This is a genomic window from Cupriavidus sp. FW305-26 (genome assembly GCF_058787975.1).
Genome location: NZ_JBYTAH010000070.1, coordinates 24,418 through 36,354, shown reverse-complemented (window position 1 = coordinate 36,354; position 11,937 = coordinate 24,418). Strand labels below are relative to the sequence as shown.

Genomic DNA, 11,937 nt, shown 5'->3' with positions numbered 1-11,937 from the left:
GACCGGTTCAGCAGAAACTCGCCGCTTGACGTCGCCGACCATCAAGCTGCCCGTACACCACTCTTGACGTTATCTCCCGTACAAACGAAAACCACAAATCCGGCTTCTCAGTCGACATGGTATCTCCAATAGTTGCAGTTGCAATTATGCCGCAGAGCGCTCACAATGCCCAGACGATTGCAACTGCAATTCATTTGAAGCGCAATGGCCACGCCTATCCGACCGGGCCTGATGCGAACCGAAGCCCCGTCAATCCCATGGAGACAGAGATGAATGCCCCGGTGTTGCCGCTACACGTATTGCCGCTGGATGTGGACCCGCAGGAAACCCAGGAATGGATTGAGGCCCTGGCCGCCGTGACCGAAGTGGAAGGCCGCGAACGCGCCCACTACCTGATCGGCCGCCTGCATGAATCGGACGCGGCCCGACACGGGGATTTCCATGGCGCAATCACGACGCCCTACGTCAATACGATTGCCGAATCGGGCGAGCAGCCGTACCCAGGCGACACCTCGATCGAGCGCCGACTGGCCGCCATGGCGCGCTGGAATGCCATGGCGATGGTGTTGCGGGCGGGCAAGCACTCCAACGTCGGCGGGCATATCGCCACATATGGGTTCTCCGCTTTCTTCTGATGTCTACGGGTCGACCTTCGATTCTGTTGTTGAGGGTAAACCCCCTTTGCGCCACATAGGTAGGCTACCTAACATTAGCCACCAATCGCCCTCGGAGATATTTCCATGACGGAGTCGCCTGCTCCCACCCCTTCCTCCAACCCATCTTCCGCGGTAGAAGGGCGCTGTCCTTTTGATGCGGCTGCGAACGAGCCGAAATCAGCGTGTCCTTTTCACGCTGAGGGCGACAGCGGCGGAATCCCAGATTTCCCCCCTAAGCGCGTAGATCCCTTGGCGCCGCCGCCGGTGTTCTTCCAGATGCAACAGAAGGGCGAATTGGCACAAGGTAAGCTTTGGGACGGAAAGATCGCTTGGCTTGTCACGCGTTATGACGATGTTCGCGCTGTCTTGTCGGACTCTCGCTTTAGCTCCGACGTCTCACATCCGGGATTTCCCTCTTCCAGCGCCGCAGTAAAGGTTGTTCGGAGTAGTAACCGGACCTTCATTACCCTGGATGAACCCAAGCATTCAGAGCAACGGCGGATGCTGACCGGCGAATTCACGATCCGAAAGATCGAGAATCTGCGGCCGCGACTTCAGGCCATCGTGGACAAGCTCTTGGAAGATTTTGCGATGGGGCCGCAGCCTTCTGACCTGGTTAGCGCCTTTACATTGGCGACACCAGCATTGGCTATCTCAGAGTTGCTTGGTGTTCCATACGACGATCACGACTTCTTCCAAGAACAGGCGATGATCATGACGTCGAGCACCGCGACGAGGGAAGAGGCTAGCGCCGCGAATCAAGCGTTGTGCGAATACCTGCGTGAACTGGTGGCGAAGAGATCCGAAAGCCCCGGGGAGGACATCCTCAGTCGCCTTATCGTTAATCATGTACGGAAGGGCGATATCACTGAAACAGACGTGGTCTCGCTTGGAAGGCTTCTGCTGATTGCCGGGCACGAGACGACGGCAAATACGACGTCGATGGGGGTGCTCTTCCTACTTCAGAGGCCGGACATCTGGGAAGAGCTTCGCCAGAATCCAAGCCTCGTTCCAAACGCGGTGGAGGAGATGCTACGCTTCCTGGATGTCATACAGTCCGGGACGCGACGTGTCGCACTGGAGGACGTTGTCGTGAATGGGCAATTGATCCGAGCCGGTGATCCCGTTGTCGTGCTTAGTATTTCCGCAAATCGCGACCAGGAGCAGTTCAAAGATCCCCACGTCTTTGACCTCCGCCGTGATGCCCGGACACAGATCGCATTCGGATACGGCCCGCATCAGTGCATGGGACAAGTTCTCGCCAGAGTCGAAATGCAGATCATGTTCACCGCCCTACTGAAGCGCCTGCCGAATCTTCGGCTGGCCGTGCCCATCGAGAGCCTCGCGTTCAAGAGCGATTCGCTCATGTATGGTGTTAGGGCACTGCCCGTTAGCTGGTAAATCCACTACGGCGAATCACGATGAAAATCACAATCTATCCCGAAAAATGCTGCGGTTCCGGCCAATGCGTCGTCAATGCGCCGGATCTGTTCGACCAAAAGGATGACGGAATCGTCATTCTTTTGAATGCCGATCCGTCGGCCGATCAATACAAAATCTGCACGCTTGGCTGCTGGGATCTGTCCGGCGTTGGCAATCGAGATTCACGAGGCTCTCTGATGATTCCCCTAACAGGCTGCTGAAGTACTCATCGCGCAAGCGATGAGTACTTCGCCTCAAGGCTGGTAGGTTCGCTATTTCTCACAATCCGGAAGTCGGACCTCCCTGCATCGACTTTTCCTGCGTTTTGACGCCCATTTCCGGCCTCATTACCGCGATTACTGCAACTGCGGACGGATTTGTCCCAGCGAGCGCATGCGCACGAGGTTGTAGGCGGCCATGCTCAGCACAAACATCTGGTCGACCTTCTTCAGGCCGCGCACCATCACCTGACGCATGCGCCCCACGGTCTTGACCCAGCCAAAGCCCTGTTCGATCAGCTTGCGCTTCTGTTGCGAGACCGCATAACCGGCGCTGCTGGCAATGGCATCAGGAACGGCCGAGCGCCGCCCCGAGGTGTTCTGCGCCACGTGGGGCGTCACCTTCATTTCCAGGCAGGCCTGAATGAACTCCTGCGCGTCGTATCCCTTGTCCGCGCCGACGGTTACTTCCACGTTCAGGTCCTCAACCACCTGCCTGGCATCGTTGAGCATTACCTTTGCGGCCTCGCGCTCGGCGTGTCCGTCCGCATTGGTCACCATGGCGCTCACCACCAGGCCGTGGCGGTTGTCGCTCAGGGTATGACCCATGTAGCGCAGCTCGCTGGCTGTCTTGCCCTTGCGGTACAGCTTGGCATCGGGATCGGTCTTGGACTCGTGCGTCTCGTTGCTGCGCTTGCGCCCCTTGAAGTTGCCGCCGTCGTTATCGTCTTGGTCGCCGCCATCCTTGCGCACGAAACTCTTGTGGCCTGCCCACGCCTGAACCAACGTGCCGTCTACGCTGAAGTGCTCACCCGACAGCCAGTTCTTCTTCTGCGCGATGGCCAACACCTCGTTGAAGAACTGGATCACTGCATCATGTTTGATCAGCCGTTCGCGGTTCTTGGTGAAGACCGTGGGCACCCAAACTGGGTCGTCCATCGACAGCCCGATGAACCAGCGAAACAGCAGGTTGTACTGCGTCTGCTCCATGAGTTGGCGCTCGGAGCGAATGCTGTACAGCACCTGCAGCAGCATGGCCCGCAGCAACTTCTCCGGCGCGATGCTTGGCCGGCCGCCCTTGATATCGGCCTCGTACATCTGCGCGAACAACCGGTCCATCTTCACCAGCGCCTGATTGGCCATGGTGCGGATCGAGCGCAGCGGATGGGACTTCGGCACGAAATCCTCCAGCCTCCGCATCGTGAACAAACTCTCGGTGAAGGTGTCTGCGCCGCGCATGAATGTGGGGTTGGATGGGGTCCTCAAACCAACGCTTCAGCCAGTCCTCGCGCTGACTTCCGTTGGAGGTATTTCAGCGGCCTGCTAAGCAAATCGTAGTCATCGGGGCAACGGCCGCCGGCATCACGGCGGCACGAGCAGCCTGCGCGCGCGAGGCTGGGGCGGATGGTACTTCCATCGCAAAAGAGGGCGGCCTGCCCAACGGCCGCCCATCTCTTTCGAAGCGGTTGATGGCTGGCAAACGTTCAGTAGAGCTCCTCTAAATAGATCGCCTAGCGGGCATAAAATTTCATTCCGCAAATAACATCTGCCGAAACTTTAAATCTATTATAGAAAGATGACTCAAAGTCATAGGATTGGCTCCACCCAATTCTGTTCGAAATATCCGGTATAGATCTTTCCAGTCCTGCCAATTCGAACAGCGAACGCATAAGCCGCTGCGTGTTACATATTTCCGTGAAGCAATTGCCCTGGCTGAAGAGGGTCCGCCTGACTCTCGAGGATGTTGTCTGCAAACTATCCGCTATATCTGCAATATTCCAAGCTTCCTTTGGATTCATAAACACCGACAATGAAATTGCCTCCCAAAGCGGCCTGGAATCCCACAGATCGTGCATTGGTTGATCACGCACCACAGAATAACTAGTTACATCCAGATCGAAGCTGCAATGCGAGCTCTTAAAAATAGAGCCGCCCAAGAACAGACTCGCAGGAGAAAAAGCGGGGAGCTTCACGAACTTCCCCTCTTTAATTACGCGTGAATAGCCTTGTCGGCTGATTATCTGCTCGCCACTCAACGAAGTCACTTTCATTGGAATTGGAAGAAAAATATCATGGATCCCGACTTGGCTTCGTGACTGAAGTTGCGTCTGCATCAATTACGCTACTATCCCGGTCCGATACTATGAGCAGCGCGAGGATGTACCACCGCGCTGCCGGAAACGATGAGGGTCACCCGCCATCGCAATTCATCGAGCACTTACTCTTCGCGGCGCCTTAGGCAGCCTTGTCAAGCTCGGGATGCATGGAGTCCGACATCTGCGCCAGATGATGCAGCGTATCTCCGAACACCGATTCCATTTGGGTAAGGCGTCTAAAATAGTGGCTGACGATATACTCATCCGTCATTCCAATCCCACCGTGCAATTGCACGGCCTGCTGGCCGACGAATCGCATCGACCCGCCCAACTGATATTTCGCTTGTGCCATGGCGCGACGTCTCTGGTTCGCCGGCGCGTTGACGTTGAGCGAGGCGTAGTAGCTCATAGACCTCGCGAGCTCTAGACTCATCTTCATATCTGCGACGCGGTGACGCAACGCTTGGAAGCTCGCGATAGCGACGCCGAACTGCTTGCGCGTCTTCATGTACTCCACCAGAGCCTCCAGGGTTACGTCCATCACGCCCACGGCCTCTGCACACGTCATTGCAATGCCAAGATCCACGGCATACGACAGGCAATCCTGGCCTTCGCGGGTGACTAGCGTGCCCGGCGCCTTCGACAACGTCAGCTCCGCGGCGCGCGAGCCGTCGACAGTTTGATAAGGGTGTACCAATACACCTGGGGCGGAGCGCTCCACAAGGAACGCTCCGAGAGTGTCAGCAATCATGGCGGGTACAATGTACGCAGCAGCATGATCGCCAACCGGCACGAGGCTCTTACTCCCAGTAAGCTCCCAACCTTCCGCCGTCTCGACTGCTCGCGTCTCGCACGTATCGATGCGATAACGATTCGCGCGCTCCTGCTGGGCCAGTACGACCAGACTTTCTCCAGAAGCAATCGTAGGCAGCCACGCCGCGCGTACGCTTGCTTCGGCGTAGTTCGACAGCACTGCACCCGCAAGTAGAACTTGCGCCAGCGGTTCGAGTACGATGCCCCGCCCCAGTTCCTCCATAACCACCATAACGTCGACCGGCCCCATACCGACGCCGCCATACTCTTCTGGGACGTAAAGTCCAGTCAGCCCAAGCTCCGCAAGCTCCGAATACGCGTCCGCGGAAAATCCGCCGCTGCTCTCGGAACTGCGACGGTGCTCAAACGTATAGCTACGCTTTACCCACTTTCTTACTGCATCTCGCAGTTGGTCCTGGTCGTCAGTGAATTCGAAATCCATGCTCTACTCCTTTATCCGAGGACCACTTGCGAAACAATGTTACGCTGCACTTCATTGGAGCCACCGTAGATAGTGGTTTTCCGCAGATTAAAATATGTCGCGGCAAGCGGAGCGTTCCGTCGCTCTCCACCTGGGAACTCGCCATCCCACTCCGTCAACATAGCGTCTTGAATAAATGGGAGGCTATAGGGACCTGCAGCCAGCATCATCAATTCACTGTAGCGCTGTTGAATCTCACTGCCTCGGATTTTCAGTAGGCCTGCGATATCCAATGGATTCTTCCCGGATTTTTCTGCCGAGATAACGCGAAGAACCAGCATTTCGAGCGCGATAATATCTACCTCGAGCTTCGAAACCTCGTCTTTGAAACGAGGGTCGTCCATCATGCCTTCTGCAGCCGCGATTCGCTTCAGGCGTCGGAGCTCACGCTTGGCACGCCCGACTTCTGCAATGTTCGAGCGTTCGTGACTGAGAAGGTGTTTGGCATAGGTCCAGCCCTTATTTTCTTCGCCAATCAGGTTCTCAACGGGGACCTCAACATTGTCGAACCAGACCTCATTGACCTCGCACTCGCCGTCCAGCAGCTTAATGGGCCGAACCGTGACGCCAGGCGAACGCATGTCAATGAGCAGGAAACTGATCCCTGCCTGCGGCTTCCCTTCTGTATTGGTCCGGACGAGACAGAAAATCCACTCCCCGTACTGAGCCAACGTGGTCCAGATCTTTTGACCATTGACTATGTACTTGTCTCCCTTTCGCTCCGCTCGTGTCTTGAGCGAAGCCAGGTCGGAACCCGATCCCGGCTCGCTGTAACCCTGGCTCCACCAAACATCGCCCGTCGCAATGCCGGGCAAGAAGCGCGCCTGTTGCTCAGCGTTACCAAATGCCATGATGACTGGTGCCACCATGACAGGCCCATAGGGCACGAGTCGCGGTGCTCCTGCCAACGCGCACTCTTCCTCGAATATGTGCCGCTGCACTGGTGTCCAGCCCGTGCCGCCGAACTCGACTGGCCACTTATACGTCAGCCAACCCTTTTTCCCCAGAATTTGGTGCCAACGCTGCATATCGGTGCGGGATAGCTGCAGTCCGTTGTGCACCTTGTGCGAGATCTCCTTCGGCAAATGGGCGTCGATCCACGCATGTACCTCTTTTCTAAATTCCTGCTCTTCTTCTGTGAAATTCAGATCCATTTCTCAGTCCCCTACTGTGTTAGTTAGTCCTAGCGGCCCACGAAAACGGGAGCGCGACGCTCCTTGGCCGCCAACGCCCCTTCCCGGGCGTCTTCACTCCTGGCCAGCATCTGAGCTTGGTACTGGGCGCTATAGCCTGCCTCAACCAGTCCTACCGGAATCGAGTGTCTCGCCGCCTGTTTGAGGAAACGCAGTACCAGCGGCGCTGCGCTCGCAATCTGACGCGCTGTCACTAGAGCTGCCTCTGTTTCGCTTCCTGGTTCACAGAGTTCGTTTACGAATCCGACTTCATAGGCCCGTTGGGCGGATACCGGGCGCCCGGTCAACATGAGCTCCATCGCGATCTTGTGGGGAATCCGACCGACCAGCGAGCTAATCAAGCCGGCTGCCATGCCTAGGCGACCTTCGGGATAGACGAAGGTCGTTGCCGAAGTCGCTACACAAAGATCGCAGAATGCAAGCATCGATACGCCCGCCGCTATCACGGGGCCATTAACCGCTGCAATAACCGGCTTTCCAATGTCAAATGCGACATTGGGAATGGCATGCCAAAAGGAATCCGGTGGATCGTCCGTGTCGAGGCCTGCCGTAAACACCGACCCCTCTGCACGTAGCAGGGCAACGCGATCCTCTGAGCCCGCGAAGTCTTGCCACGCGTCGTGCAACGCGTCGCACATTTCCGAGTTCAGCGCGTTTCTCTTATCCGGCCGATTCATCGTAATGACCCGGACGAAATTTTCTGATTCGATTTTTATCAACTCGGCCATGGCGTTCTTAACGCTTCTTGTTCAGGAAGGATTTGAAGATTTCCTGAGTGGCTTCGGTATTCAAGAGTTCGGCGAACATCTTCACTTCCAGGTCGAGCGCAGAACCCACAGCGGCACGATTCTCGTGGTTCAACATCCGCTTTGTCGCGCGTACCGAAGCCTTGGGAAGCTTTGCCAGTTCGGCAGCCGTTTCGCGCGCCCGTGCAAGGGCTTCCCCGTCCTGCGTCAGCGACGTCAGAAGCCCGGCATCGAAAGCTTCTTCTGCATCAAAGAACTTTCCAAGCATCAACCACTCACGTGCCTTCCGGACACCTACCAGCGATTCGAGCAGGTAGCTGGATGCGCCCTCGGGGCACAGACCCAGCGATACGAACGGCATGCGGAAGCGCGCATCTTGGGATGCGTAGGCAAAATCGACGTGTTGCAGCATCGTGGCGCCGATTCCAATCGCCAGTCCCTCGACTGCTGCGATTAGCGGCACATCGATCGCGGCCATCTTCCGGAGAAGCGTGACAGCAGGGGAATCTTCATTACCCCGCCGGGTCTGGAAATCATTGATATCGGCACCGACAGTGAAGTGTCCGCCCGCACCATGCACGATGACTGCGGCACATTCCTTGTCCGCGTTGGCCTCATCCAGAAGACGGGTCAGTTCCTGGTACATCGCGGCGCTGATCGCATTGCGCTTTTCTGGACGCGCAATGCAAATCTCCAGGACGTTTCCGACATTATTAGCTTGGATGCTCATGATTGCTCCTGAAGTGTCTTTTTTGACGTTTGGCAACTAATCACCCCACGTTCTTCGAGACCGGCGATGTGGTCCGCGGAAAGTTCTAGCAAGTCGGAAAGCACGTCTTCTGTGTGCTGACCGAGTTTCGCGGGCGCCCGAACGTAGTGCACCGGCGTTTTACTGAATTTGATGGGATTGGCGATGCCCCGTACCGAGCCGATACCTTTGTCAACCGGCACGTCGATCGTCATCTGACGGTGGATGACCTGTGGGTGAGCAAAGGCTTCCTTGTAGGTATTGATACGACCGTGCGGGATATCCGCTGCGGAGAACGCGGCAAGCCAATGCTCGGTTTGGCGCGCCGCAAGAACCGACGACACCTGCGCAATTAGCGCCTCTCGATTCCGAATGCGTCCGGATGCGGAATAGAACGTCGAATCCCGGGCCAGTTCTTTGGCGTCGATCGCTTGGCAAAAGCGTTGCCACTGGGAATCGTTCCCCACAGCAACTACCACCTTACCGTCTGCCGTATCAAAGACTTGATACGGTACGAGAGACGGATGCGCGTTCCCCCACCGGTGCGGTTCGGCGCCATTGATCAGGCACGACAATCCCTGATTCGACGACAAGCCAACCAGACAATCGAGCAGTGCCAAATCGATGTGCTGACCTTCTCCCGTGACATTCCTGTGGTTCAACGCGGCGAGGATCGCGACCGTCGCATACAGTCCCGTCGTCAGATCAGCAATGGCGATCCCGACCTTCTGTGGCCCACCACCAGGCTCGTCATCACGCTCGCCCGTTATGCTCATCAGCCCGCTTTCCCCCTGGAAAACGAAGTCGTAGCCGGGGCGGTCAGCGTACGGCCCGGATTGGCCGTACCCGGTGATAGAGCAATAGATCAGGCGCGGATTGATCTTTTTCAGACTGTCGTAGTCAAGCCCTCGACGAGCCAGATCACCAACCTTAAAGTTCTCTACAAAGATGTCGCACTCAAGAACGAGCTTACGGATCAGATCCGCACCGTCTGGGTTGGCGATGTCCACGCCAACCGATCGTTTGTTCCGATTTGCGGAAGCGAAGTAGGTGGAATCCTCAAGCACTTCCGCTTCACTCGTCATCGCATACGGCGGCCCCCACTGCCGCGTATCATCCCCTCGCGATGGGTGCTCAATCTTGATGACATCGGCTCCCATGTCGCCCAGCATCTGGGTACACCATGGCCCTGCGAGCACTCGCGTCATATCCAATACGCGAATGTTCCCTAGAGCTTGTTTCTGCATAAGAGACATTCCGTCATCCCTCGTTCATTTGGATAGATTTGTACTCGAGGAACTCATCCAAACCGACGTGACCCGCCTCCCGGCCAACACCGCTTTGTTTGAAGCCGCCGAAGGGCGCTACGGGGTTGAATCGGGCGCCGTTAATATCGACCTGTCCTGCACGAATCTTCTTAGCGGCGTCGAGTGCGAGGTCAGGATCGCCCCAAACGGCCGCCGCCAGGCCATACACCGTTGCGTTGGCGATGCGGATGCCGTCGTCGATTTCGTCGTAGGGAATCACGCAGAGCACGGGGCCAAACACCTCTTCCTTGGCCAGATAGTTATGTTGATCTGTGAGAAACACCTTCGGGCTGACGAAGAATCCTGCAGGCGGAACATCCTGGCCTGACGCGATGAGCGTGGCGCCCTCCGCTACCCCTTTTTCCGCTAGTTCCTGCACGCGGTCACGCTGCTTGCCAGAAATGAGCGGGCCGATCCGATGGCCTTCGACGAGGCTGGATCCGACAGAGAACTTGGCGAGTTCTTGCTTCACCAGGGCTTCGACGGCCGACACATCACGCGAGTGAACAATCAACCTGGTCAGCGCGCTGCAAGTCTGACCGTTGTTGAGGAAGCAGGAAGCGAGCGTTCCCTTGACGGCCACAGTCAGGTCCGCACCCGGCAATACCAAGGAAGGCGACTTGCCGCCCAATTCCAGCGTCACCTTCTTAATGGTCGACGCGGCCAAGCAAGACACTGCACGACCCGCTTCCGTGGATCCTGTGAAGCTAACCATGTCCACGCCGTCAGCTCGCGCCAACGCTGCGCCCACTACCGCACCCAAGCCGTTCACAACGTTCACCACGCCCGAAGGAAAGCCTGCGTCATTGATGGCATCGCAGATAAGGCGCGTTGTTCGGGGCGTCAATTCACTTGGTTTGAGCACGACTGTGTTCCCGGCCAGAAGCGCGGGCACCACCTTCAGAATGATCTGATGAAGCGGGAAATTCCATGGCGTGATACATGCCACGACGCCGAATGGCTCCCGGACGATGACAGATGGGCCCGTTCGCGATTGCCATGGAAATCCTTCCGCCAGCTTTACGAAGTTCCCAATGTTCCGAATGGGCGAGTCGACTTGAACGATGCGTGAGATCTTCAAGGGCGTGCCAACCTCAGCCGCGATAGCATCGGCCAACGACTCCTGCCGATTTGTGAGTTGGTCTTTTAGGCGATTAAGAATTGCGCATTTGTCCGACACGGATGTTGCGGACCAGCTGGCCAATGCGTTCTGCGCGGCACCCAAGGCGAGACCGACGTCCTCCTCGGTACCTGGAAGAATTTGGGCCGATACCAGGCCAGTATTCGGGTCCTCTACGTCGATGAGCTGTGTGCCAGAAGCACGGCGCCACGATCCCCCGATGTATTGCTGATCGAAGATCTCCGGCATCACGACTGCACCTCTGAAATCTCTTCGACTTTCTCGGGGCTACCGGACCATCCCCACGCCAACGAGGTTCGGGATACACCAAGTAGGACGCCATTCAGCGCGCTCGGATGGATCCAGAGGCCGTCCTGCTCGGGCTTGCCCGTGTCGGTCCTTCGGGTCCACTTTGCGTTGCGCGATTCGAGTCGCCTGATTACGTCCGCCAAATCATGCGTTTCGATGTAGCACATGTAAAGTGCGTCACCTCGCTTGCCCGAAAACCTGCCCATGGCAAAGGCGGGATCATGCGCTTCAGCCAATTCGATGCGATCGAGACGATCCGGCGCGAACATCAGCAGCGTGCCTTCATAGCCAAATCGCGCGAACGTGATGTCTACTGCCTTGTCGCGCTGCAGGCCCAGTTTTCGCGCGTAGCAATCCGCGACTTCTCGCCAGTCGGTGCTGAGAACCATGGTGAGCTCGTACAGAAACGACACAGGACCATTCGCTCGAACCCGCGCTGCCGCTTCGCTGACAACGAGTGGCATGCCATAGAGGCCGCCCGCGTTCAAATAGAGACGGCCGTCGGCTTCAGCAAATCGGATACCTTGCTCGGCAAGGAACCTCTGGCATTCAGCCAGGCTAGCTGTCGAGACCCCTCCAAAGAAGAGGCCTTCCCCGAAGCTATCAAGATGATCACTTACGACCCCTGCTCCCCGCGGGGTCCAAAGTTCGACCGTGCTTTCGCCGATTACCAGGCTACGGCCACGGGCATTCAGATGGTCGCTTGCAAGCTCATCAAGATACTGCGCCCCAAGTACTTCCCTGTAGTTCTGCTCTGCTTGATCGAGGTCGCGCACCGCAACGAGGATTCTGTCAACCGAGTTCAACATTGCTTCTTCCTTAAAGTAA

General features: G+C 57.0%; 12 protein-coding genes and 1 pseudogene. 4 read left to right on the top strand and 9 right to left on the bottom strand.

What is annotated here, in order from left to right:
• Positions 1 to 269: 269 nt before the first annotated feature.
• The 3 genes and pseudogenes from aceE to AC3WQZ_RS28885 form a co-directional block, all read left to right on the top strand.
• Positions 270 to 632, top strand: a pseudogene (aceE, locus tag AC3WQZ_RS28895) (pyruvate dehydrogenase (acetyl-transferring), homodimeric type); the annotation flags it as partial.
• Between the two features lie 108 nt (positions 633 to 740).
• The gene (locus AC3WQZ_RS28890; RefSeq protein ID WP_081050313.1) at positions 741 to 2,057 is read left to right on the top strand and encodes a cytochrome P450; all 1,317 of its coding nucleotides are present in this window, start codon (positions 741 to 743) and stop codon (positions 2,055 to 2,057) included.
• Between the two features lie 20 nt (positions 2,058 to 2,077).
• Positions 2,078 to 2,299: a ferredoxin gene (locus AC3WQZ_RS28885; protein WP_199414552.1), complete on the top strand. Its 222-nt coding sequence runs from the start codon at positions 2,078 to 2,080 to the stop codon at positions 2,297 to 2,299.
• A gap of 135 nt (positions 2,300 to 2,434) precedes the next feature.
• Here the strand turns inward: AC3WQZ_RS28885 and AC3WQZ_RS28880 are convergent, their stop codons facing one another.
• On the bottom strand, positions 2,435 to 3,535 hold the full coding sequence (locus AC3WQZ_RS28880) for an IS5 family transposase (protein ID WP_058698229.1): 1,101 nt from the start codon (positions 3,533 to 3,535) through the stop codon (positions 2,435 to 2,437).
• A gap of 62 nt (positions 3,536 to 3,597) precedes the next feature.
• On the opposite strand from AC3WQZ_RS28880, the gene AC3WQZ_RS28875 reads away from it, so the two are divergent.
• Entirely contained in the window at positions 3,598 to 3,798 is a 201-nt protein-coding gene (locus AC3WQZ_RS28875) for an FAD-dependent oxidoreductase (RefSeq protein WP_369597129.1), read from the top strand.
• A gap of 9 nt (positions 3,799 to 3,807) precedes the next feature.
• Here the strand turns inward: AC3WQZ_RS28875 and AC3WQZ_RS28870 are convergent, their stop codons facing one another.
• The 8 genes from AC3WQZ_RS28870 to AC3WQZ_RS28835 all read right to left on the bottom strand — a co-directional run bounded on the left by AC3WQZ_RS28870 (position 3,808) and on the right by AC3WQZ_RS28835 (position 11,918).
• Positions 3,808 to 4,410: a helix-turn-helix transcriptional regulator gene (locus AC3WQZ_RS28870; protein ID WP_143010733.1), complete on the bottom strand. Its 603-nt coding sequence runs from the start codon at positions 4,408 to 4,410 to the stop codon at positions 3,808 to 3,810.
• 121 nt (positions 4,411 to 4,531) lie between these two features.
• The gene (locus AC3WQZ_RS28865; RefSeq protein WP_058698228.1) at positions 4,532 to 5,647 is read right to left on the bottom strand and encodes an acyl-CoA dehydrogenase family protein; all 1,116 of its coding nucleotides are present in this window, start codon (positions 5,645 to 5,647) and stop codon (positions 4,532 to 4,534) included.
• 11 nt (positions 5,648 to 5,658) lie between these two features.
• A complete protein-coding gene (locus tag AC3WQZ_RS28860; protein ID WP_058698227.1) occupies positions 5,659 to 6,840 on the bottom strand; it encodes an acyl-CoA dehydrogenase family protein in 1,182 nt (393 codons plus the stop codon).
• Between the two features lie 29 nt (positions 6,841 to 6,869).
• Complete coding sequence (locus AC3WQZ_RS28855) at positions 6,870 to 7,607, bottom strand: enoyl-CoA hydratase/isomerase family protein (protein ID WP_058698226.1); 738 nt, start codon at positions 7,605 to 7,607, stop codon at positions 6,870 to 6,872.
• Between the two features lie 7 nt (positions 7,608 to 7,614).
• The gene (locus AC3WQZ_RS28850) at positions 7,615 to 8,355 is read right to left on the bottom strand and encodes an enoyl-CoA hydratase/isomerase family protein (protein ID WP_043355358.1); all 741 of its coding nucleotides are present in this window, start codon (positions 8,353 to 8,355) and stop codon (positions 7,615 to 7,617) included.
• Positions 8,352 to 9,620 (bottom strand): CaiB/BaiF CoA transferase family protein, encoded by a 1,269-nt coding sequence (locus AC3WQZ_RS28845; RefSeq protein WP_058698225.1) that lies wholly within the window; start codon positions 9,618 to 9,620, stop codon positions 8,352 to 8,354. Before AC3WQZ_RS28845 ends, AC3WQZ_RS28850 begins: the two co-directional genes overlap by 4 nt.
• A gap of 13 nt (positions 9,621 to 9,633) precedes the next feature.
• The gene (locus AC3WQZ_RS28840; protein ID WP_043355360.1) at positions 9,634 to 11,049 is read right to left on the bottom strand and encodes an aldehyde dehydrogenase family protein; all 1,416 of its coding nucleotides are present in this window, start codon (positions 11,047 to 11,049) and stop codon (positions 9,634 to 9,636) included.
• Complete coding sequence (locus AC3WQZ_RS28835) at positions 11,049 to 11,918, bottom strand: VOC family protein (RefSeq protein WP_052495072.1); 870 nt, start codon at positions 11,916 to 11,918, stop codon at positions 11,049 to 11,051. The genes AC3WQZ_RS28840 and AC3WQZ_RS28835 overlap by 1 nt, the downstream gene beginning before the upstream one ends.
• Between the last annotated feature and the right edge of the window lie 19 nt (positions 11,919 to 11,937).

Bases quoted from the DNA above. Each gene is read 5' to 3' on its own strand.
- AC3WQZ_RS28890 (WP_081050313.1), top strand. From the start codon at position 741: ATGACGGAGTCGCCTGCTCCCACCCCTTCCTCCAACCCATCTTCCGCG.
- AC3WQZ_RS28885 (WP_199414552.1), top strand. From the start codon at position 2,078: ATGAAAATCACAATCTATCCCGAAAAATGCTGCGGTTCCGGCCAATGC.
- AC3WQZ_RS28880 (WP_058698229.1), bottom strand. From the start codon at position 3,535: ATGCGCGGCGCAGACACCTTCACCGAGAGTTTGTTCACGATGCGGAGG.
- AC3WQZ_RS28870 (WP_143010733.1), bottom strand. From the start codon at position 4,410: ATGCAGACGCAACTTCAGTCACGAAGCCAAGTCGGGATCCATGATATT.
- AC3WQZ_RS28865 (WP_058698228.1), bottom strand. From the start codon at position 5,647: ATGGATTTCGAATTCACTGACGACCAGGACCAACTGCGAGATGCAGTA.
- AC3WQZ_RS28860 (WP_058698227.1), bottom strand. From the start codon at position 6,840: ATGGATCTGAATTTCACAGAAGAAGAGCAGGAATTTAGAAAAGAGGTA.
- AC3WQZ_RS28855 (WP_058698226.1), bottom strand. From the start codon at position 7,607: ATGGCCGAGTTGATAAAAATCGAATCAGAAAATTTCGTCCGGGTCATT.
- AC3WQZ_RS28850 (WP_043355358.1), bottom strand. From the start codon at position 8,355: ATGAGCATCCAAGCTAATAATGTCGGAAACGTCCTGGAGATTTGCATT.
- AC3WQZ_RS28845 (WP_058698225.1), bottom strand. From the start codon at position 9,620: ATGCAGAAACAAGCTCTAGGGAACATTCGCGTATTGGATATGACGCGA.
- AC3WQZ_RS28840 (WP_043355360.1), bottom strand. From the start codon at position 11,049: ATGCCGGAGATCTTCGATCAGCAATACATCGGGGGATCGTGGCGCCGT.
- AC3WQZ_RS28835 (WP_052495072.1), bottom strand. From the start codon at position 11,918: ATGTTGAACTCGGTTGACAGAATCCTCGTTGCGGTGCGCGACCTCGAT.